Annotated in this window: 20 protein-coding genes and 7 tRNA genes; 16 read left to right on the top strand and 11 right to left on the bottom strand. The window is 34.0% G+C overall.

What is annotated here, in order from left to right; all coding sequences use genetic code 11:
- Nucleotides 1-9 precede the first annotated feature (9 nt).
- From V1468_RS05225 to V1468_RS05205, 5 genes are all read left to right on the top strand, one after another.
- The gene (locus tag V1468_RS05225; RefSeq protein ID WP_331809168.1) at nt 10-399 is read left to right on the top strand and encodes an OB-fold protein; all 390 of its coding nucleotides are present in this window, start codon (nt 10-12) and stop codon (nt 397-399) included.
- A 6-nt stretch (nt 400-405) separates the two neighbouring features.
- On the top strand, nt 406-1,557 hold the full coding sequence (locus V1468_RS05220; RefSeq protein ID WP_331809166.1) for a T9SS type A sorting domain-containing protein: 1,152 nt from the start codon (nt 406-408) through the stop codon (nt 1,555-1,557).
- Nucleotides 1,558-1,636: 79 nt separating this feature from the next.
- Complete coding sequence (locus tag V1468_RS05215) at nt 1,637-2,467, top strand: DUF5777 family beta-barrel protein (protein ID WP_331809165.1); 831 nt, start codon at nt 1,637-1,639, stop codon at nt 2,465-2,467.
- A gap of 11 nt (nt 2,468-2,478) precedes the next feature.
- Nucleotides 2,479-2,841, top strand: a complete 363-nt coding sequence (locus V1468_RS05210) for a hypothetical protein (protein WP_331809164.1) — start codon at nt 2,479-2,481, stop codon at nt 2,839-2,841.
- A gap of 11 nt (nt 2,842-2,852) precedes the next feature.
- Entirely contained in the window at nt 2,853-3,401 is a 549-nt protein-coding gene (locus V1468_RS05205; RefSeq protein ID WP_331809163.1) for a YceI family protein, read from the top strand.
- Nucleotides 3,402-3,453: 52 nt separating this feature from the next.
- Here V1468_RS05205 and V1468_RS05200 read toward each other — a convergent pair whose 3' ends face one another.
- The 10 genes from V1468_RS05200 to V1468_RS05155 form a co-directional block, all read right to left on the bottom strand.
- Complete coding sequence (locus V1468_RS05200) at nt 3,454-4,848, bottom strand: RtcB family protein (RefSeq protein WP_331809162.1); 1,395 nt, start codon at nt 4,846-4,848, stop codon at nt 3,454-3,456.
- Nucleotides 4,849-4,948: 100 nt separating this feature from the next.
- On the bottom strand, nt 4,949-5,434 hold the full coding sequence (locus V1468_RS05195) for a ribonuclease H-like YkuK family protein (RefSeq protein ID WP_331809161.1): 486 nt from the start codon (nt 5,432-5,434) through the stop codon (nt 4,949-4,951).
- Nucleotides 5,435-5,466: 32 nt separating this feature from the next.
- A tRNA-Phe gene (locus V1468_RS05190) sits at nt 5,467-5,539 on the bottom strand.
- A gap of 261 nt (nt 5,540-5,800) precedes the next feature.
- Nucleotides 5,801-5,874 (bottom strand) — tRNA-Leu (locus V1468_RS05185).
- A 5-nt stretch (nt 5,875-5,879) separates the two neighbouring features.
- A tRNA-Leu gene (locus V1468_RS05180) sits at nt 5,880-6,001 on the bottom strand.
- A 6-nt stretch (nt 6,002-6,007) separates the two neighbouring features.
- Nucleotides 6,008-6,079: transfer RNA gene (locus V1468_RS05175), tRNA-Val, on the bottom strand.
- 5 nt (nt 6,080-6,084) lie between these two features.
- Nucleotides 6,085-6,157: transfer RNA gene (locus tag V1468_RS05170), tRNA-Glu, on the bottom strand.
- 70 nt (nt 6,158-6,227) lie between these two features.
- Nucleotides 6,228-6,299, bottom strand: a tRNA-Asp gene (locus V1468_RS05165).
- 96 nt (nt 6,300-6,395) lie between these two features.
- Nucleotides 6,396-6,468, bottom strand: a tRNA-Cys gene (locus V1468_RS05160).
- Nucleotides 6,469-6,521: 53 nt separating this feature from the next.
- Nucleotides 6,522-7,103 (bottom strand): tetratricopeptide repeat protein, encoded by a 582-nt coding sequence (locus V1468_RS05155; protein ID WP_331809160.1) that lies wholly within the window; start codon nt 7,101-7,103, stop codon nt 6,522-6,524.
- A gap of 922 nt (nt 7,104-8,025) precedes the next feature.
- Here V1468_RS05155 and V1468_RS05150 point away from each other — a divergent pair.
- The 11 genes from V1468_RS05150 to V1468_RS05100 all read left to right on the top strand — a co-directional run bounded on the left by V1468_RS05150 (nt 8,026) and on the right by V1468_RS05100 (nt 20,428).
- A complete protein-coding gene (locus V1468_RS05150; RefSeq protein WP_243473265.1) occupies nt 8,026-8,550 on the top strand; it encodes a ferritin in 525 nt (174 codons plus the stop codon).
- A 288-nt stretch (nt 8,551-8,838) separates the two neighbouring features.
- Entirely contained in the window at nt 8,839-9,681 is an 843-nt protein-coding gene (locus tag V1468_RS05145) for a helix-turn-helix domain-containing protein (protein ID WP_331809159.1), read from the top strand.
- Nucleotides 9,682-9,770: 89 nt separating this feature from the next.
- A complete protein-coding gene (locus tag V1468_RS05140) occupies nt 9,771-9,926 on the top strand; it encodes a hypothetical protein (RefSeq protein WP_331809158.1) in 156 nt (51 codons plus the stop codon).
- Between the two features lie 124 nt (nt 9,927-10,050).
- Nucleotides 10,051-10,599 carry a carboxymuconolactone decarboxylase family protein gene (locus tag V1468_RS05135; RefSeq protein ID WP_331809157.1) on the top strand — a complete coding sequence of 183 codons (549 nt, stop codon included), beginning with the start codon at nt 10,051-10,053 and terminating at the stop codon, nt 10,597-10,599.
- Nucleotides 10,600-10,807: 208 nt separating this feature from the next.
- On the top strand, nt 10,808-12,316 hold the full coding sequence (locus tag V1468_RS05130) for a sodium:solute symporter family transporter (protein ID WP_331809156.1): 1,509 nt from the start codon (nt 10,808-10,810) through the stop codon (nt 12,314-12,316).
- Nucleotides 12,291-13,793, top strand: coding sequence for a class I adenylate-forming enzyme family protein (locus tag V1468_RS05125; RefSeq protein ID WP_331809155.1), 1,503 nt, complete (start codon nt 12,291-12,293; stop codon nt 13,791-13,793). Before V1468_RS05130 ends, V1468_RS05125 begins: the two co-directional genes overlap by 26 nt.
- Before the next feature lie 5 nt (nt 13,794-13,798).
- Complete coding sequence (locus V1468_RS05120; RefSeq protein ID WP_331809154.1) at nt 13,799-14,743, top strand: alpha/beta fold hydrolase; 945 nt, start codon at nt 13,799-13,801, stop codon at nt 14,741-14,743.
- A 71-nt stretch (nt 14,744-14,814) separates the two neighbouring features.
- A complete protein-coding gene (locus tag V1468_RS05115) occupies nt 14,815-16,230 on the top strand; it encodes a tetratricopeptide repeat protein (RefSeq protein WP_331809153.1) in 1,416 nt (471 codons plus the stop codon).
- A gap of 158 nt (nt 16,231-16,388) precedes the next feature.
- A complete protein-coding gene (locus tag V1468_RS05110; protein WP_331809152.1) occupies nt 16,389-18,872 on the top strand; it encodes a TonB-dependent receptor in 2,484 nt (827 codons plus the stop codon).
- A 10-nt stretch (nt 18,873-18,882) separates the two neighbouring features.
- Nucleotides 18,883-19,665 (top strand): alpha/beta fold hydrolase, encoded by a 783-nt coding sequence (locus tag V1468_RS05105; protein ID WP_331809151.1) that lies wholly within the window; start codon nt 18,883-18,885, stop codon nt 19,663-19,665.
- A complete protein-coding gene (locus tag V1468_RS05100; protein WP_331809150.1) occupies nt 19,655-20,428 on the top strand; it encodes a 3-hydroxybutyrate dehydrogenase in 774 nt (257 codons plus the stop codon). Before V1468_RS05105 ends, V1468_RS05100 begins: the two co-directional genes overlap by 11 nt.
- 175 nt (nt 20,429-20,603) lie before the next feature.
- Here V1468_RS05100 and V1468_RS05095 read toward each other — a convergent pair whose 3' ends face one another.
- Nucleotides 20,604-20,936, bottom strand: coding sequence for a single-stranded DNA-binding protein (locus V1468_RS05095; protein ID WP_331809149.1), 333 nt, complete (start codon nt 20,934-20,936; stop codon nt 20,604-20,606).
- Nucleotides 20,937-21,045 lie beyond the last annotated feature (109 nt).

The raw sequence follows: 21,045 nt of genomic DNA, 5'->3' as shown, positions 1-21,045 counted from the left end.
CACCAAGCAATGCGCAAGTGGATACTAATATTGGTTATTGCAATAGTTGTAGCAATTTTTGGCTACAATTATATATACCAAGACCACAGAGATATTGAAAGTGAACAAGCAGAATTCACGATGACTTCTTCGGAAATAAATCAATTATTTTCTGAAAATTCTACTTCCGCTGAACAAAAATTTTTAAACAAAACTATTGAGGTTTCAGGATTAATAACAGATATCAATAGTAATGATATAACTATTGACGATAAAATATTCTGTCAATTCTCAAACAATCTTGAAACCTCATTAGAAAAAAATGAAAACATAAAAATAAAAGGACGTGTTATTGGTTATGACGATTTGCTAGAACAAGTAAAACTAGACCAATGCACTATTATTAACCAATTAAAATAAAAAATCATGAAGAACAATTACTTTCTAAAAACAACTGCTCTACTAGTGTTAGTCTTGCTAAGTTTTTCAAGTCTTAACGCTCAAGTAAGAATTGCAAAGCTAGATCCTGCAACAAATTCTGTTACATTAAAAAACTACGGTAGTACAAACGTCCCAATATCTGGTTATTGGTTTTGTAACTTCCCTGCATACGGACAAGTTAGCTCTATGACTTCTGTGGCTAGTTTAGATCCTGGTGAAGAAGTAAATATTGCGAGCTCAATAAACTTTGCAGTAGCCGATGGAGAATTTGGTCTATACAACACCAATAGTTTTGGTTCTTCAACTGCAATGGAAGATTACATGCAATGGGGAAGCGCAGGTCACCAAAGAGAATCTGTTGCCGTTGCTAAAGGGATATGGACAGCAGGTACATTTGTAGATCTTACTGCACCTTTTGCTTATAGTGGCTCAGGCACAGAAAATGGTGCTGAACAATGGATAACGTTCAGAAGTGTTAGAATCTCTAAACTAGACCCAAGCACCAACTCAGTAGCGCTTAAAAATTTCGGATCATCAACTGTAGATATTTCAGGATATTGGTTTTGTAATTTCCCAGCCTACGGACAAGTTAGCTCTATGACAAGTACAGTAATGTTAAATCCAGGAGAAGAAATAAATATTGCAAGCTCAGTTAATTTTGCCGTTGCTGATGGAGAATTTGGACTTTACAACACTAACAGTTTTGGGTCTGATACCGCAATGGAAGATTACATACAATGGGGAAATGCAGGTCACCAAAGAGAATCTGTAGCAGTAGCTAAAGGTATTTGGGATGCTGGCACTTTTATAAATGTTGCTCCTCCTTTTGAATATACAGGTAATGGTTCGCAAGATGGTGTGGCTTATTGGAGTACACTTGGCATTGAAGATTTTGAGCAAGTTGGGAATATAACACTATATCCAAATCCTTCAAATTCTATACTCAATGTTCTTGTTCAAACCACTGGAGGAAATAGTACTATAGAGGTTTATAATATTCTTGGTGAAAAGGTTATAAGCCAGGAATTACTAAGCGCAGCAACAAAAATTGATGTTTCTGATTGGAATAGTGGTGTATACTTAGTTAAAATTTCTTCTGATAACGGAGAAGAAACTAAACGATTTGTAAAGCAATAAACCAAACAGTTTTAGCTAGAGAATAATCCGAATTACATAATTTAATTATTTAAAAATGAGATGCTTACATATACTCATCATGCTATTGCTATGCCAAATTTTAACGGCTCAAGGAGATGATTTACTTAGCGAAATTGACACAGATTCTAATGGAGACCAATATGCAACAGCAGCTTTTAAAGGTCTAAAAATCGTAAACTTTGAATCTACCAAACTCGTTGCAAAACAAGAGTTGACCTTCATGGTTTCGCACAGATTTGGTAGCATCGAAAATGGATTTGATAGCTTCTTTGGACTAGATGATGCTGTTACCAGACTAAATTTTGTTTATGGTATCACTGATGGAGTAAATATTGGTGTATCTCGTAGCTCATTTCAAAAAATTTATGAAGCTTCAGCTAAATACAGACTAGTAAGACAAAAAGAAAATGGGTTTCCATTTACCATAGTTGCCTATAATTCGATTTTAATAAATACCGCATTAGAAAAAGAAAATTTACCGAAGTTAGAATTTAGGGATCGTCTAGGATATACAGCGCAATTGCTTATATCTAAAAAAGTAAGTTCAAAATTGTCATTGGAAGTGGCACCAACATTTTTTCATGACAATTTTGTGGCTTATGACGAACAGCACAACTCGCAATATGCTATTGGTTTTGGAGGACGACAAAAATTAGGCAAGCGTTGGTCTATAAACCTAGATTACGGATGTCATCTTAACAGAGCTGATGGCTCACCTTTTAAAAATCCACTTTCTATTGGTTTTGATTTAGAAACTGGAGGACACGTATTTCAAATGCATTTTTCTAACGCTCAAGCCATGAATACCAATGGTTTTTTGGGGCAAGCCACAGGAGATTGGAGCGATGGCAACATCTATTTTGGGTTTAACTTAAGTCGTGTGTTTTAAAATTAATAGTTATGAAATTTAAATACCTCTTATATTTTGCAAGTTTATTCTGCTTTACAAACTGTTCTTACAACAGTGAAGATGACTTAACAGAAGCTATTATTATTGAAGAATTTGTAACCTACGAAGACAATATAAAATCTATAATAAACACCAATTGTATTTCATGCCACAATAGTCCTCCAATTAACGGAGCTCCAAATTCTCTAGTAACCTATAACGATGTGGTAGATGCTATAGAAAACAGAGATTTAATTGGACGTATTTCTACCACAGATGCTGGTTTTGTAATGCCGTTTGGAGGTCCAAGATTACCACAAAACTTAATAGATCTTGTTATTCAATGGGAACAGGAAGGTCTACTAGAAAACTAAAGTAATATGTTATGAAAAAGATCATATTTTTAGCACTATTCTCAATAAGCATAAGTGCAATCGCTCAAAGCAAATACCTAACCAAAACAGGTCAATTAAATTTTGAAGCCTCTGTACCTTCTTTTGAAGAAGTTGCTGCAAAAAACGAATCTGTAACAGCTATATTAAATACCGAAAATGGGGAATTTGCAGCCTTAGCTTTAGTAAAAGGCTTCCGATTCAAAAATGCTTTGATGGAAGAACACTTTAATGAAAATTATGCCGAATCTGATGAGCATCCAAAAGCTACTTTTAAAGGAAAAGTTGATGGCCTAGATTTTGACAATTTAAGTAATGAAGAAAGTAACACTTCAATTGATGGTTCATTAACATTTCATGGAGTCACAAAACAAGTTGAAGGCATTCCTTTAACCCTAAAAAAGGAAGATGAAAAAATTATTATTTCAGGTAATTTTAAGGTGTTAGCATCAGATTTTGAGATTGAAATTCCAAAAATTGTTGCTAATAAATTATCTAACGAAGTTGATATAGATTTTAGGTTTGAATTGGTTAAAAAGTAGAATTCTATTCTAAAACCAAAAGCGCTAGTTAGTACTAGCGCTTTTATAAAATCTAACGTTTATTACGTTTTCTATGCTCTCTACGCTTCTTCCAAGGTGCGTTTTTCTGCCAGTCACCAGCCATAATACAACCGTAAGGCATCACTTCGTCAATGACATTGCCTAAACCAAATTCGTTCATTTGTGCTCTAACAGCTTTCGCATTTTTATAAGCACTAGGTAACTCAGTAATATCAATTTCCTCAGAAAAGAACCTCACATCCAATCCTCGTGTCTCTTCTTTAAAGATCTGCATTATGCTTCCTGTTTTGCTTTTTCTATGTTGAGTTCTACTTACATTTCTACCAGCTCCATGTGGTGCAAAACCTAAATTGGTTTTTGTTGTAGCACCTTCAACAATCAAAACAGGTTCAGACATATTTAAGGGAATCAATCTCGGACCAGTAATGTCTGGCATAAACTTAGCATCCAATGGTGTCGCTCCTTTAGCATGGTAAAACAAGTCACCATCCTTAAATACAAAGTTATGCTCGTTCCAATATCTGTTTTCAACTGCAATCTCTAAGGTTTCAGCTACCGCATTATGAATCACTTTGTGATTGGTTTTGGTCCATTGTCTTATCACCTGTAAAGCATCCCAATAGTTTTGCCCTTCTTCAGTATCAAAAGGAATCCAAGCATTTTGCGCTTTAGTATCCGGAGATAAATCGCGTCTAAAACGTTCTGCAATTTTCATCCCTTTACCATACAATTTCGCACCAGGACCTCTAGATCCGTGATGGGTCACCAACATAGTATTTCCTGTCTTTTTAGACCTACCAACAAATAAGAAATGATTACCATCACCTTGAGTCCCTAAATGCGAGCGTGCTATTTTTATCATTTCCTTATCATTCAATAACACATTATCCTCAAAAGCATTTAATAATTCCTTAGGGAATCTAAATTGTGTATTTCTATCGCGTCCACCTGGTCCAAAATGTGTGTTGGTATGCGCAGCATCTAATACAGCTTTAGGATCTGACTTACCAAAATCCGTCAACATTACCGAACAACAAATATCGGCACTATGCATTCCTGGATGAATGGCGTTTTTAGCTACAGCAACACCTCCAACAGGAATGGTACCGTCTGGTCCTGCAGGGCAGGCATCTGGCATAATGGCACCATCAACCAAGGTTGGAGTTTTCATTAAAGTCTGCATAGAATTTATGACTTTAGATACATTGTCTTCTTCCAATTCATTTTCAGCTTTTATATTGATGGAAAACTCAATTGGCTTTTGATGCAATCTCATAGGATCTGGCAACTTAAACTGTTCTAAGTAGGCAGATAAAGCTTCACCTTCTAGAGCATTGGTATTAATATGTTCTATAGCCTCTTTCATCCATTTTCCTTGTCTGTAACCTAAAGCGATTAAATCGTGTCCTGTTATTTTAGTTTTCATATTTCTATTTTCTATTAAGCTCTGCCAGCTCCTTAGTCTGGCAGAGCACTACTTTGAAGTCTGATTCCAAAAGACTTCTTCTAAATTATTCTATAATTATTTATACAACTTTATCTGCACAAGACGAACTTGCAAATGCATAAGGTTTGGCCTTAAACACAAAGCCCATTCCTAATATGTAACCCATAGCATCTTTCAGTGCCACGTTAGATTGAAACTTAGGGTCTGTATTTATATCAGCATGTACTTCAAGTTCTACGTTGTAAGCTTCAAGAATATTGCATATAGCATAAGCTACTTCAACAGACATTGTTACCTCTTTAAGCATACGTTCTTTAAGGCCAATTTTTGTGTTACCCTTTAGGTTTCTGATAAACATAAAACCACCTTTACCTTCGCGTATCACCACAACTACTGTTGCATAAGCAATATAATCTTGGTACGCTTGTGAATCCGAACCCACACATATCTTTAGGCGATGTCCTGCCTTTTGCTCTCTAACAATAGCATCTTTCACAAGTTTGGTAATAGGCTCATCAAATACCTTACCGCTCATGTTTCTCCATTTTTGCTGAGTTAGTTTCATGATTTCCACTTTTTAGTTATACAATTTATTAGCGGAACAGACAGGAATTGAACCTGTATCGCCAGATCTTCAATCTGGTGCATTGACCAACTTTGCTACTGTTCCTTTTTAAGCGTCTATCAAGGGTCGAACTCGATCTTAGAGGATATACCTCTTGTGCGATGAACTTGTACTGAGCTCAGTCTAAGTATTACACTATAGACACTATTTTTGATAACCTGAATAAATTTGAACCATTACCTCAAGAGTCAAAGTCTTGAATGCTGCCATTACACCACAGGTTAATATTGTAAGCTCAATAGGATTCGAACCCATACCTCAAAGTCCGTAGCTTTGAATGCTATCCATTACACCATAAGCTTATTGTACTCCACCCAAGACTCGAACTTGGACTTAAAGGTGCTTAAAACCTTTGCCTCTTCCATTTGGGCTAGTGGAGCATTTGTACAGGAAGAGAGATTAGCTCACATCATTTCCATTGTTTTATGTGTTCGTGAATGCTGTGCATTTCGAACTCCCAATTTCTCGATTCTAAATCGAGTGCGTTTACCATTTCGCCATTACTGCAAACTGTTGAGGTAATAGGGATCGAACCTATGACTTTCACGATGTAAGCGTGACGCTCTTCCACTGAGCTATACCTCATTTTGTACTCCGTAAGGGAATTGAACCCTTAATTCCACATAGAAAGTGCGGCGTCTTAAACCATTTGACCAACGGAGCGTTTCGCAGTACCGACGAGATTCCCTTCGACTGCGCTCAGGGTAAACTTCTCATCTCTTGTTCTGTTTTGCAGTACCGACGAGATTCGAACTCGCAACTTCTCGGGAGACAACCGAGTGCTCTACCATTGAACTACGATACTATATTGTGGGAATTGAAAGATTCGAACTTTCTAAGTACAATACAACTGTTTTACAGACAGTCTCAGCTCTCCAACGCTGACGAATTCCCAAATTTGAGACAAGAATGAGATTCGAACTCATAAAAAACAGAGTTGCAGTCTGTTGCCTTAACCCTTCAGCCATCTTGTCTTTAAAATCGGCAAACCAAGGTCTGCCGATTTGTTATTCCGCTTTCTTTTTAATTACAAGAAATTATTCAACCGATTCTGAAACCAACTTTTTGGTTGTGTTTCAGTCTCTTTTTTGGCCTGATTTTCTAATATTCTGTTTTCGTTTGCCTGTGCTTTTCTTTTCTTTTTTACACGAGACAACACATTTTCAACAAAACTTATAAAATCATCATTCAACGCTAACTGCTTTGCTTCTTTTAAAGCACGTTCTGCGTCTTCAAACTGAGCCATACTTTCAAACAATTGGCCTTGTGCCAACGCTATACCAGCCTTATCTATACCTTTTACAGTTTTGGCAAAATCAATAACTTTTTGAGCTTCTTCAAAGTCCTCATTATTGGTTAATAACCGTATGTAGTCTGGATAAATATCTGTTAAATCCAATCTGCTCGCTAAAGCACTTTCGAAATATGTCTTGGCTGTTTCGTAATCACCCAATTGCTCTGCATATACTTTTGCCATTAAGTGCAACGCTTTAGCATTTTCTGGGTCGTAAGACAAAGCGTAGTGTAATGCTTCTACTGCTTTTTCTAATTCCCAAGGGTAAGCTTCAATTGCTCTAAACAAGTGTATATTTTGTAATATATTTCCCATTTTTCCTTTATTCAATAGTTAATACTGTCTTAAACGCATCGCCTTTAATGGATGCTTTTAAAACTGTTTGTTTTTGATTAAATCTTAATATTGAGACATAAAAAAATCCGAAACAGTTTTATTGCTTCGGATTTTTTTTCTGGAAGATGATCTGTCTATTTATAAGCAGATATTTCAGAAATATACCGAAGCCATTTTTTATACGACTCGAGGTCACGTTCAACCATACTTGTTGGCTGGTTAAAATTTTGAAATGCTATACAATACTTTAGCATGGCTTCTTGTTTTTGTTGTTATTGTTTTAAATGCGAATCTGTTTGTTTGATTCTGCGGTGCAAATATAAAGTTGAATTTTTGAAACTTCCAAATAAAATTTCAATTTAATTTATTGATTATCAGATATTTATATTTGTTTTTAAGCAAAGAAAATCCTGTCCGCTTTATGCAGATACTTGAAGGTTTTTCGCAAACGTTTGTCTCCCAATTGCTTAATCTTCAAAGCTTATATTTTAGTTTTTAAAATCTTGTTTCAATTAGTTTCGATTTTTTTTTCAGTTTTCATGTTTATTCCTATCAATCGCTATGTTTTTAGATAAAAAAAGCGTCCAATTTCTTGGACGCTTGTAATCTATAATAATGGTTTAAGTCTAAATCATCTGTTAATGATGACTAAAATAGATACATAACGTCCTTTCTCGTTGAAATAATTCGATACTATTTCCGCGATAATCCCACTGACACATCAGTGATTTTAGTGCTTTATGTACTATTGTTGTTCTCATTAGCGCTACAAATATGAAATAATTATGACGTAAAATCAAAATTCATGTCCAAATTAGATTAAATATGAATAATCAAAATCATCAACTATTAACTAAGTTTTAAGTTATTAGTTATTATTTTTATAGAAAACTAAAGGGTTATGTTATCAAAATCAATAGAAGCTGCATTAAATAAACAAATACGTATTGAGGCAGAATCGTCTCAGGTATATTTAGCAATGGCCGTTTGGGCCGAAGTAAAAGGGTTAGAAGGCATCTCAAATTTTATGTACGATCAGTCTGATGAAGAGCGTGAGCATATGCTGAAGCTGGTGAAATTTGTTAATGAGCGTGGTGGCCATGCACATATTTCTGAGTTAAACGCACCTAATGTAACCTTCAATTCGTTTCAAGAAATGTTTCAAAAGCTTTTAGAGCATGAGGTGTTTGTGTCTGAGAGTATTAACGAACTTGTTCATATTTCTTTACAAGAAAAAGACTATGCCACACACAACTTCTTACAATGGTATGTCGCTGAACAAATTGAAGAAGAAGCTGTTGCCAGAACCATCTTAGACAAAATAAATATGATTGGAGATGATAAAGGAGGGCTCTATTTATTTGACAGAGATATACAGCAATTAACCGTAAGCTCTGCTGCTCAGACACCTGGAGCAGGTATTTAATGTTAAAGTTTATTTAGAACAAATTAAAATAGTTATTTTTGCCCAGTTGATTTTTAGTCAATATGGGCAAAAAGAAAAAAGATAAGAAGCTTAAAAAAGAACGCATTAAAGTTCTTGAAACTTCTGGTATAGAAACTTTAGGCAAAGTAAAGTCTAAATGCTGCAAGAAATATAAAAAGGCAGAACACAAACGTTGCAAAAAGTGCCCTTGCTTTGATCTTCTTAAAAAAGTTGCATAAAGACGTTTAGTTCTGTAATGTTTTATGGTGTATATAGACTTACATATACATGAAATATACTTTTAGCGAATTTTCTACAGGTGCAATTTTTAATATTGGTAATTCCGATGACCTTACTCCATTTAAAAAAGCGCAACAAATTAATCTTTACACATTTATCTGGGCCAACTCTCAACCTGTAGAGCTTGTAATAGACAGTGTTCCTATTACGCTACCAGCAAATCATATTTTAGCACTTACACCTATACAATACATACAGTATATTAGTGGTAGAGATGTAATTTTATATCAATTTAACAGAGAATTCTACTGCATAAAAGATCATGACCAAGAAGTGAGTTGTGCTGGAATGTTATTTTTTGGAAATACTAATATTCCAATAATTAGTCTAGACGAAAAAGAACAACAGAAATATAAAACATTACATGAAATCTTTATTGACGAGCTAGAAACTAAAGACAATATACAAGCCGAAATGCTTAGAATGTTGATGGGTAGATTTATAATTAAAAGTACACGATTACTTAAAGCAAAAGAAGGCATTATCGAAACTCCAAAAAGTTCTAAAGTAGATTTGTTGAGAGCTTTTAACGTATTAGTAGAACAGCACTTTAAAGAAGAACATAGTGTGTCTTTTTATGCTGAAAAACTCTTCAAGTCACCCAAAACGCTCTCTAACAATTTCGCAAAGCTTAACCGTAGTCCGTTACAAATTATTCATCAAAGAATTGTTTTAGAAGCTAAACGATTACTTACCTACACAGATAAATCTGCAAAAGAAATTGCTTACGACATCGGTTTTGATGACGCTTCTCACCTCAGCAGATTATTTAAAAAATACACCTCTCAATCGCCTTCTGAATTCAAAAAAACACTTACCACTCTTGCTTAGGAAAAATTGACAAGATTAAGGGTAAATTCTTCATTCTATTATATTACCTCATACTTCATCTTTGTAGTGTAATTTTTAAACTATAAAAGATGAAACATTCCATTAAATCAATATTCAATCTTATTGAAATATTCGCAAAAAGCCCTAGACGTATTGCAACAAGCAAATTATCTAATACGCATTGTGAGCATGAGCAATTGCATGATTATTACTGCGACGCAGAAAAACCACACATTAACCCTTAAGGAAATAATGACATGTACAAGGGAAGTATTTTCATTCTATTACTTCCCTTTCTACTGCAACTTTGTACCATCAAAAAAAATTAAATAACAATCGCTGATTCATTCAGCATAAAAAATTAAAATTATGAGCACATTTAATGTACCAACAAGAGAAAACGTTAGTGAAAACAACCAAGCAATTTTTGACAACCTTAAAAAAGCTTTAGGATTTGTACCAAATTTATACGCAACTTATGCGCATAGCGATACTGCTTTAGAAAACTACTTAAACTTTGCTAATGCAAAGACATCTTTATCTGCAAAAGAAAAAGAAGTTGTAAACTTAGCGGTAAGCCAAGTAAATGAGTGTATTTACTGTTTGTCTGCCCATACAGCGATTGGTAAAATGAATGGTTTTACTGATGAACAAATTTTAGAGTTAAGAGCTGGTTTTTCTACTGTAAATAGCAAATTAGATGCTTTAGCAAAATTAGCAAAAAACATTACAGAAAATAGAGGTCGTACAGATGCTGATGTTTTAGAAAACTTCTTTAACGCTGGCTACACCAAAGCTAATTTAATAGATACCATTTCTTTAGTTGGTGACAAAACCATCTCTAATTATGTACATAGTACCACACAAGTACCTGTTGATTTTCCAGAGGCACAGCCACTGGAAACTGAAACTGTATAAAAAGAAAATTCAGAAGTATTCTTTATAGCGCAACTTTGATTGAGTTGCGCTATTTTTTTTAAAAGTCACACACCTATTTATATTGAATTTTATTGATATTTAACTAAAATAATTTATATACAATTAATAGTCACACTATATTTATGCGAAAACATTATCTATTAGTTATAGATTTCTTTTTTATTTGTTAGTAAGATACTTTATAAATATGATAGCATCAGACCAATGGGTAACCTACATGTGTATTTTACTAGCAGTTTATGCTTTAGTTATACTCTATTTTGTAGTACGTGGGGCACGTAAAAACATAGATATTAAAGACTATGCTGTTGGCAATTTAGGTTTTCCAGCTTGGGTAGTTGGTTTATCTTTAGCTGCGTCTATGACGAGTGCAGCCACGTTTATAATCAATCCAGGTTTTATTGCACTTTATGGTTTTTCAGGCATTATTTCTTTTGCACTTGTTTTACCTATTGCTGCATTTATTTCGCTCATTGTATTTACTAAAGGTTTTGTAAAGCAAGGGAATGCAGTAAAAGCAACAACAATGGCCCAGTGGATTGGTAAACGCTACAATAGTAAAAACTATGCCTTTTTCTTCGGAATTATTGCCTTGCTTTTAATCACTTTTATTGTTCTGATTAATGTAGGATTAACACAGGTTATTTCTAAAGCATTGAACGCAGATCCTTTTTATGTTTTACTTTCTATCACAGCTTTTGTATTTGGTTATATGATGTTTGGAGGTGCAAATTCTATGGTTTACACCAATACCATTCAGGCTATAATTATGTTTATTGTGGCTTTGATTTTAATAGGTTCTGGTTGGGAGTTCTTTTCAGGAGGTATAAGTGGTATAGTAGAAAAACTCAATGCAATTGATCCAAATCTCACCAAACCAACTAATGAAAGTAGCTTTCTTTTTAGAGATTATTTTGAAATTATTGTTACACAAATCGTCATTGGTGTTGCTGTCGTTTGTCAACCTCATATTATCACCAAATCGCTTTTATTAAAAGATTCAAGTAAAATAAACACCTATTTAGCTAGTGGAATTATCTTTATGATTGTATTCTTTTTGGTAGTAGTTGTAGGCCTTTATGCAAGAATCAGTTTCCCAAATTTTATGGTGAACGGCAACACATTAAAAATGGATGAAATTATTCCAACCTATGTGGTTACCAAGTTTTCGGTTGGTGTAGGTTTAATAATTGTTGTTGGCTTAATTTCAGCAGGACTTTCAACTTTAGAAAGTTTAATTCAATCGTTGTCCATTACTATTACTTCAGATATTATTGATCCTATTTCAAAACATAAGCTAGGAAACAAAACTATAATGGTAAATAAAATAGTGATTGTAGGTCTGGCAGTTGTGAGTTTTGTTTTAAGCTGGCAACAAATTAAGTCACCAGATGTAAGTGTAGCTATTTTTGCTCAAAATGGTGTCTATGCCTATTTTGCCGCAGCTTTTGTTCCTGTATTGTTCGGCACGTTCTTAAAAAATGTAAGCACGCGCTCTGTACTTATAGCTAGTATTATAGCAATTATCGTGCACTTTGGCATTTACTACGGAAGATTAACACCTTACATGCAAGAACCTGTAAACAACCCTGGAGTATCTGCTGCTATCGGCATCGTTTCTTCGTTAATTATAGGATTCGTATTTTACAAACTAGATTTAAACAAACAACGTGAACACGCTAGACTGGACAGCTAAATGGGCAGATTACACGCCAAATAAAATTGCACTTACCTCTTACGATAGTGGTGAGCAGTATTCCTTTAGCGATCTTAATACTTACGCTAATCGTTTAGCAGAAAAGTTTAAAAGGATAGGGCTGCAAGAAGGAGATAGAGTCGCCATTTTAGCTGAGCATGGCTTAGAATACATTGTTTTATTTGTAGCTTGTCAACGCCTTGGGATTATTCTGGTGCCTTTGAATTATAGGTTTCCAGTTAACGAAATTCAGAAGCTGATTTTAGACTGTACTCCTACGCTTTTTATTTATAGTTATAATCATTTTGAAAAATTTGAAGAGCTTAACATAACAAGTAAGCACATTTTCAACATTAAAGATGTAAGACATTTTTATCTTGACGACACTATAAATGTTGAACCTAGAACATACAAAATAAAGGAAAGTAGTCCCCTATTTATATTCTATACTTCTGGTACAACAGGTCGCCCAAAAGGCGTCATCTACACCAATAAAATGCTGTTTTGGAATAGCCTGAATACGTCCATGCAATTGGGTATTACGTTTAGAGATTCTACCATAAACACGCTTCCACCCTATCACACTTCGGGTTGGAATGTGTTTTTAACACCATTGTTGCATAAAGGAGCACATATTGGAATGCTAGAAAAATTTGACCCAAAAAAGGTACTTCAGCTTTTAGAAGCCAATAAAACAACACTTTTTATGGCATTGCCGACTATGTTGTTAATGATGCAAAAAGACCCAAGTTTTAAAGCCATTAGCTTAAAAAAATTACGATACATAATCTCTGGCGGTGAAAAGGTCCCGCCAGAATTAGTGTCGCACTGGAAAACCGAAAAGAACATTTATATAAGGCCTGGTTATGGACTCACAGAAGCAGGTCCGAGTATTACCTCGCTTCACCATAAAATGGCACAATTAAAACCTAACTCCATAGGAAAGCCTAACTTTTATCTCGAAACTAAAATTGTAGATAAAAACGGAAAAGTAGTAAAAAACAACACGATTGGTGAGCTCTGTATTAAAGGAAACATTGTAACTCCTGGTTATTGGAACAATTCGGTAAAAACCAATAACAACATTAAAAGAGGTTGGTTGTTTACAGGTGATTTTGCCTACAGAGATCATGAAGGCTATCTTTACATAAAAGGGCGTAAAAATGATATGTATATTTCTGGTGGAGAAAACATTTACCCTCAAGAAATTGAAACACATCTTGAAGCTCTTGATGGTATTAGAAAAGCAGTTGTACTGAGCGTAAAAGACGAAAAATGGGGCGAATGTGGCATTGCTTTTGTAACCCCTACCAATAAAGCGTTAACAGCTAAAGATGTTAGAGCACTTTTAAAAGATAGATTAGTAGCTTATAAACATCCTAAATATATCTTTTTCTTAGACGATATTCCATTAACAAGTATTGGTAAGGTGTCTAGAAAAAAATTATTGAAATATTTCAATTCGGTAAAAATATAACACAGATGAAACAACTAAAATTAGTTCTATTATTCACACTAATTAGTACTTCAATTTTTTCACAGCAAGAAACAAAACCCATGAAAGAAGTCCTTTCAGAATACAAGTTCGAAACAAAATCAATCACCTTAGATAGCTTAAATATTAGCTATGTAAAGGAAGGTAATGGAGAAAAAACACTGTTGTTTTTGCATGGCTTAAGTAGTAATTCTGATGCGTGGTCTAAAAACATTGAAGCCTTAAGTAAAAACTACACGTGTATTGCTTTGGATTTACCTGGCTATGGCAAGTCTTCTAAACCAAAAGCAGACTATACATCTACATTTTTTGCTGATGTTACTTACCAATTTCTGCAAAAATTAAAATTGAAAAACGTTGTTTTAGTGGGTCACTCTATGGGAGGACAAGCCAGTATAAAACTTGCAACTACACACCCAAATGTTATTGATAAACTCATTTTAGTGGCACCTGCAGGTATAGAGAAGTTTACTAAAACCGAAGGAGATATGATAAAAAGCATCTACACCGCAGATATGGTGAAACATACTACAAATGAACAAATAAGAAAAAACTATGCCCTGAATTTTTATAAGCAACCAGAAGATGTTTCTAAAATGATTGAAGACAGAATAAAGATAAAGTCCTCTTCTGATTTTGATGCACATTGCGAAGCTATTGTAAAAAGTGTTTCTGGAATGATTGACGATCCTGTTTTTGAAGACTTAAAAGATATCAGCCAAAAGACATTAGTCCTCTTTGGAAAAAACGATATGCTTATTCCAAATCGTTACTTTCATCCAACTTTATCTGTGGAAAAAGTTGGCGAAATTGCAGAAGAACAAATCAAATCGGTAACTGTAAAATACATTGATGAATCTGGTCATTTTGTTCAATTTGAAAAACCTGAAGACGTTAATTTATTAATTAGGGAATTTGTAGAAGAGGATTAATTATTAATCATATAGCGAAAATGATAATGAGATGTTCCATGTGACCATTGAAAAACAATAAATATTAACACATGAAACAAAAACTCAAAAAATTTACAGAGTTTAGCAAAACCATTCTACCTCACGAAGCTAATTACCTTAAGTCCGTAATCCAATTTACTGACGACGAAAAACTTAAAATTATAAATCTTTTAATCTCTAACGCTTTGTCTAAGTTAGAATTTAAAGATTTTGATACCGCAATAAACAAAAGAAAGTATTCCTACATTAAGGACTGGGTAGAAAAAAAGCTAGCCAATATCGATGTAGATGCCACCATAGACTGGCTCATTACCTTAAAGAAGAAAATACTCACGGATGCCATTACCTCAAATGAGGAACTAGAGTTTCTTCAGTATGTTATACAGTATAAAACTGTTGAATATAATTTTCAAAGTCTTTACGGACTTGCTAAAGAATACAAATCTTATTTATTGGTAAGAATGCGCTATAAAGACCATGAGATCATCGCAGATTTTTTGAACAATTACGAATCAGCCTATAAAAAATCTATTGCCATACATGAAAAACTTTATGCAGCAACTACCGAAATTACAAACCAATATACACTAAATAACAATGAGACAAAGCACTTAGAATCTTGGCTTTTCGAAGTGTTTAATGACGAAACTCTTGATGGAAAAAACAGATATCAAGCCTTTGTTCTATTAGCTTTTATGTATACTAACTATAACGAAAACAACAAGTTAAAATCTTTGTTCGATGAGATAGATGTTCATTTTAGTAAAGGCGAAATGTACTCCAGACGTCTACTCTCAAATTATTATGCTAGTAGAGTGTTGCTGCATTCAAAACAAAATGAATTTAAGGAAGCAGAATATTACGGATACCTCTCTATTCGTCAAAACAATAATGATACTTTGATGTATGTAAACAATTTGGCAGCAATTTTACTTCGTAATGGCAATCCAAAACAAGCTTTTACACTTTTTGAAAACTATAAAGACTTGTATAGAGATGTCCACAATTACCACCAAAAAATTGGATTTTGTTCGTATTTAATAAGAATTCATGCTGAATTGGGTAAAGCTGAACTCGCAGAGGCTACTGCTAAAACCTTTCTGAAAAAATATAAGAGCGAAGTGCTTCAACATCGCTGGCATCATTTTTTCACCTCTTATATTAATATTTTAATTGCTAAAGAGAAGTATGATGAAGTCTTAAAATTGTCTTCAAAATTCAACCTTATTGAAAGAGAAAAAGAACGTTCAAGAAAAATAAATTATGTGCCAAATGTTTCATGGAGTATTTCGCTTTCAAGATACATGGAAGGTAAAATAAATTCAGATCGTTTGCTTGATGAAATCAAAGAACCGCTAAAGCATATTCAACCTACTTTAAACCAAAAACAATTGATGTTTAAGGTTATAGATAAGCTATCTAACAACCTTCCTGAGGCGTTTTTAAAACTAAAGTCACACATCTAAAAACACCCAGCAAATCACTGTTTAACAAGTGCTTAAATAAGTTTTGTTTTTAACAACGTAGATAAAGTCACATTTTATTACTCACTTTTTTAAGCGTACATGTTTACGATTTCATAATAGATTGCAGTAAAATGTAACTAAACAACTAATCTATAATCATGAAAAAATTATTACTATTACTAACCTTTATTGGCTCTCTGTTGGCTGGTGCTCAAAACACCGGAAAAATAGAAGGGAAAATAACTCTTGAAGATGGCATGCCATTATCTGGTGCCACTGTTTACATTAAATCTTTAGACAAAGGAACTGTAACTGATTTTGATGGAAAATATACCATTGATGATGTTACTGCAGGTACTTATGATATTTCCTTTTCTTATGTTGGATTTGAAACTATAACTCAAAGTGTAACAGTCACTGCAGGACAAACCACAACTACTAACGTTTCTTTAAAAGAGTCTGACAGTATGCTCAATGAAGTTATTATCACTTCGAGCAAGCAACCACAAAAAATTACAGACGTGCCAGCATCTGTAAGTGTTATTAGAGCAAAAGATATAGAAGAGTTTCCGAGTTTTAATATTGGTGAACTTGCTGCAAGACAAAAAGGTGTAGATTTTGTTCGTACAGGTGTACTAGGTACAGGTATAAATATCAGAGGGTTTAACTCGGCTTTTAATTCTAAAAATCTTCAGGTAACTGACGATCGTATTTCTATGTTAATTGCAACAGGTTTACCATTTGGTACATTTTCTACAGTAACAAAAGATGATATAGAGCGCGTAGAAATACTTTTAGGACCAAACGGAACATTATATGGGCCAAATGCACATAATGGTTTGGTAAGTACTATTACAAAAAACCCAAGAACATCAGAAGGAACCACCTTAGTTTTTGGTGGTGGTAGCCAAAACGTTATTACTGGTCGTTTACGTCATGCTCAGGTAATTAATGATAAGCTGTCTTATAAAGTACATTTAGAAAGAACAGCTGGTAGAGAATTTCAGTATGTAGATTCTGTATATGTTGGCACAACAGCTTACACAGAGAAGAACTTAGATAGAGATTTTGACTTATTAAGATATGGAGGTGCAGTACACTATAAAACAGGTAAAAAATCGGAATTAATAGGATATTATGGGCACAGTAACAATACTAATTTAGGTGTTACTAATGCTGGTAGAAACCAAATAAAAGACTGGACTATGGATTTAGCTCAGTTAAAATTTGTGTCAGATCGTTTCTTTGCAAATGCATATTATACTTGGAGTAGAACTGATGAAACGTACGCTATAAATCAACGTACACAAAACTACGTGTCATTTATTGAGAACGGTTTTTCTGAAGAAGAATCTTGGAGACGTGCGTTATATGAGCAATGGGTACCCGCTTTTGGTATAGCTATTCCTAGAGGAGCTTTATTCAAAGATGCTTCAGAGCGTTTTAATGCAGAAGCCCAATACAACAATAATTGGGGAGATTTTTATCTTACTGTTGGAGCACAATATCAAAAAGATATGGCAGACTCAGAAGGTACTTATTTATTAGACCAAGATGGCCCTATAGATATAGCTCAAACAGGTGTTTATGGCCAATTTGAATACAAAATGGATTCTGGTTGGAATTTCTTATTAGGTTTACGTGCTGATAACCATGATTTATATGGAACCAACTTCTTACCAAAAGCTGCCATTACTAAATCTATTGACGCAGGTACATTTAGATTAACTTATGGACGAGGTATGGCTGTACCATCTATCCTAAACCTAAAAGGCAACTTATTTGGTGGATTAGTTTTAGGTAACGGAGAAGGTTTTACATTAAGCAACGGCAATACTGTGGATGCCCTAGAAGTAGAAACTATAAACTCTTTTGAAGCTGGTTTTAAAGGTCAATTATCGGATAAATTATTTTTAGACACAAGTGTGTACTATAATATGTCTGAAAATTTTATTAGTCCACTTCGTAATATTGTAGATGCAGCAAACAATGTATATGCAACGCACATAGGTGATACACCAATAGATGAAGTATCACCAGGTGCAAGTGCGTCTCCTTTTCTATTAACGTACAGCAATTTTGGTAGTGTAGACACTTACGGATTAGACATAGGGTTAAATTACTATTTCTCAGACGCTTTTAGAACTTCTCTTAACTACTCTTACTTTGGCAGAAATTTAGATACTGATGATTTAGCAAATGATGGAAACCTAGACGGTGTGGTTTTAGAAAGTGAATTACCGATTAACACACCTGCTAACAAATTTACTTTAGGTTTACATTATAATAAGAATAAATTCTATGGCGCAGTTTTTGGCCGTTGGATAGAAGATTATGACTTCTTTTCTGGTATTAATGTAGCTGCTGAAACACAAGACTTAGATGGAGACGGTGTTAATGAAATTGTAGAAAATGCCAGAGTTGGAAGAACATGGAACTATGGTCCTTTAGGAGGATTTGTTGTAGATGCCAACATAGGGTACAGCCTTAACGACAATGTATCTTTTGGTCTAAATGTAACAAACCTATTTGATACTGATATGAGAGAGTTTGTGGCATCACCTGCTATAGGACGTTTAATTTCATTCGAACTTAAATACAACGTTAACTTTTTTAAAAACAGAAAAAATAACGACGATTAAGTTTTAAAAGATGTCAAAAATTAAAGTCAATGACATAAGCCTAGACTATGAAGATTATGGTAGTGGTAAAGTACTACTTATGCTTCATGGTTTAGGTTCTACAAAAAAAGACTGGGATGCCCAAGTACCGTTTTTCTCTAAAAATTTTAGAGTTATAGCTGTAGATCTAAGAGGTCATGGTAATTCTACAAAACCACAAGATGCATACGGTGTACCTTTAATGACTGAGGATATTAAATGCTTTTTAGATGCTTTGGGTATTAAAAAAGCAACTCTAATAGGTTTCTCTATGGGAGGAGCTGTAGCTTTTGACTTTGCAGTAAAGCATCCGGAGTATTTAGATAACCTTGTAATAGTCAACAGCGGTCCAGATTTTAATGATATGGGACAAATAGGCGAAGACTTACTCAATGGTCGAACAAAGTTTCTAGAAACCAAAGGTCTTAATGCTCTAGCCAAAGAAATTTCATATAACATGTTTCCTGAGGCATCTCAAGTAGATTTAAGAAACGAATTTGAAGAACGCTGCAAACAAAATGACTACAATGCTTATTACAAATCCTTTACCACTTTAATGAATTGGGGTTTAGGCAAAAAGCTAAAAGAGATAAAAACTAGAACATTAGTAGTAGCTTCAGACATGGATTATACACCAGTTTCTTTTAAAGAAGAGTATGTCTCAAGACTACCAAACGCAACATTAGTAGTCATAAAGAATTCAAGACATGGTGCTGTTATAGATCAACCAGAGGCTTTTAATAATGTGTTGCTAAATTTTTTAAATGATGAATAGAGTTGCACTAATTACAGGAAGCACAAGTGGTATAGGTCTTGGGATTGCAAAACATTTTGCAAAAGAAGGTTACGATATTATGTTTCATGGCTTAGAAAATAATGGTGGTGAGATTGCGCAATCTGTAGCTAAGGAATACAATGTTAAAACTTCTTTTTCTAATGCTAATATGTTAGAAGCAGAAGCGATAGAAAATCTGGTAAAACAAACTATTGAAACATTTGGTGGGCTTCATATATTAATTAATAATGCTGGTATTCAATTTGTATCTCCTATTGAGGAGTTTCCAAATACCAAATACGAGAACATCATCGCTATAAATATGAATGCCGCTTTCTATGCATCTAAAGCTGCTTGGTCTCAAATGAAATCGCAAAATTTTGGAAGAATTATTAATATTTCTTCGGTTCATGGTTTAAGAGCTTCAGAATACAAAACGGCTTATGTAGCAGCAAAACATGGTGTTATTGGCATGACCAAAGTAATGGCATTAGAAGGTGCAAACCATAATATAACATGCAATGCCATTTGTCCTGGTTACGTAAAAACACCTTTGGTAGAAGGACAAATAAAAGATCAAGCCAAAGCGCATGACATGTCTGAAGAAGAGGTTGTAGAAAAGGTAATGCTAAGAAAGCAAGCTGTAAAAGAGTTTGTACCATTAAAAGCAATAGCAGATATGGCATTATTATTAGCAAAAGACAGTTCTACAACAATTACAGGTACATCCTTCGCATTAGATGGTGGTTGGAGTGCTCAATAATGAATAATAATAGGTATTCTATAATTTGATTAAGAGTTAGTTAATTGGCAAAAAGTATTATTTCAAATTATTAAATACAATTTGCAAGTAAAAAGCTTGCAATATACAAGACATCAGAAGAATCTTTTAAGTGTTTCATTTATCTTCTGATGTCTATTTTTATGTGATTATACCTTTACTTTCCTAACATTAACAGTTCATTACAAACTACTTCAGTGGTGTAGCGTTTCATGCCATCTTTATCCTCCCAGGAGCGTGTTGTTAGTTTACCTTCAATGGCTACTTCTCTGCCTTTGGTTACAAATTTTTCAACGATTTGAGCCGTTTTTCCCCAAGCTACAATATTGTGCCACTGCGTATCTGTAACTTTTTCTCCATTGGCATTTTTGTAACTTTCGTTAGTAGCGATAGAAAATTTTGCAAGCATTTTACCAGACTCAAGGTTAATGATTTCTGGGTCGTTTCCTAAATTACCAATCAACTGTACTTTGTTTTTTAATGTGTTCATGTGTTCTAAATTTTATATGTTAAACAGTTAATACAATTGAACCTTCAATGATTCAACACTGCAAAGATGAGATGACTAACAAATTTTAGTCGGTAGTTACCTATTTAAT

Source organism: Winogradskyella poriferorum, from assembly GCF_036553625.1.
Taxonomy (GTDB): Bacteria; Bacteroidota; Bacteroidia; order Flavobacteriales; family Flavobacteriaceae; genus Winogradskyella; species Winogradskyella poriferorum.
The sequence above is the reverse complement of the archived record's forward strand: the minus strand, read 5'-3'. Positions and strand labels throughout refer to the sequence as shown.

What these genes read in the sequence shown, in the direction of transcription:
- V1468_RS05225 (WP_331809168.1), top strand. Translation starts at nt 10, where the DNA reads ATGCGCAAGTGGATACTAATATTGGTTATTGCAATAGTTGTAGCAATT.
- V1468_RS05220 (WP_331809166.1), top strand. Translation starts at nt 406, where the DNA reads ATGAAGAACAATTACTTTCTAAAAACAACTGCTCTACTAGTGTTAGTC.
- V1468_RS05215 (WP_331809165.1), top strand. Translation starts at nt 1,637, where the DNA reads ATGCTATTGCTATGCCAAATTTTAACGGCTCAAGGAGATGATTTACTT.
- V1468_RS05210 (WP_331809164.1), top strand. Translation starts at nt 2,479, where the DNA reads ATGAAATTTAAATACCTCTTATATTTTGCAAGTTTATTCTGCTTTACA.
- V1468_RS05205 (WP_331809163.1), top strand. Translation starts at nt 2,853, where the DNA reads ATGAAAAAGATCATATTTTTAGCACTATTCTCAATAAGCATAAGTGCA.
- V1468_RS05200 (WP_331809162.1), bottom strand. Translation starts at nt 4,848, where the DNA reads ATGAAAACTAAAATAACAGGACACGATTTAATCGCTTTAGGTTACAGA.
- V1468_RS05195 (WP_331809161.1), bottom strand. Translation starts at nt 5,434, where the DNA reads ATGAAACTAACTCAGCAAAAATGGAGAAACATGAGCGGTAAGGTATTT.
- V1468_RS05155 (WP_331809160.1), bottom strand. Translation starts at nt 7,103, where the DNA reads ATGGGAAATATATTACAAAATATACACTTGTTTAGAGCAATTGAAGCT.
- V1468_RS05150 (WP_243473265.1), top strand. Translation starts at nt 8,026, where the DNA reads ATGTTATCAAAATCAATAGAAGCTGCATTAAATAAACAAATACGTATT.
- V1468_RS05145 (WP_331809159.1), top strand. Translation starts at nt 8,839, where the DNA reads ATGAAATATACTTTTAGCGAATTTTCTACAGGTGCAATTTTTAATATT.
- V1468_RS05140 (WP_331809158.1), top strand. Translation starts at nt 9,771, where the DNA reads ATGAAACATTCCATTAAATCAATATTCAATCTTATTGAAATATTCGCA.
- V1468_RS05135 (WP_331809157.1), top strand. Translation starts at nt 10,051, where the DNA reads ATGAGCACATTTAATGTACCAACAAGAGAAAACGTTAGTGAAAACAAC.
- V1468_RS05130 (WP_331809156.1), top strand. Translation starts at nt 10,808, where the DNA reads ATGATAGCATCAGACCAATGGGTAACCTACATGTGTATTTTACTAGCA.
- V1468_RS05120 (WP_331809154.1), top strand. Translation starts at nt 13,799, where the DNA reads ATGAAACAACTAAAATTAGTTCTATTATTCACACTAATTAGTACTTCA.
- V1468_RS05115 (WP_331809153.1), top strand. Translation starts at nt 14,815, where the DNA reads ATGAAACAAAAACTCAAAAAATTTACAGAGTTTAGCAAAACCATTCTA.
- V1468_RS05110 (WP_331809152.1), top strand. Translation starts at nt 16,389, where the DNA reads ATGAAAAAATTATTACTATTACTAACCTTTATTGGCTCTCTGTTGGCT.
- V1468_RS05105 (WP_331809151.1), top strand. Translation starts at nt 18,883, where the DNA reads ATGTCAAAAATTAAAGTCAATGACATAAGCCTAGACTATGAAGATTAT.
- V1468_RS05100 (WP_331809150.1), top strand. Translation starts at nt 19,655, where the DNA reads ATGATGAATAGAGTTGCACTAATTACAGGAAGCACAAGTGGTATAGGT.
- V1468_RS05095 (WP_331809149.1), bottom strand. Translation starts at nt 20,936, where the DNA reads ATGAACACATTAAAAAACAAAGTACAGTTGATTGGTAATTTAGGAAAC.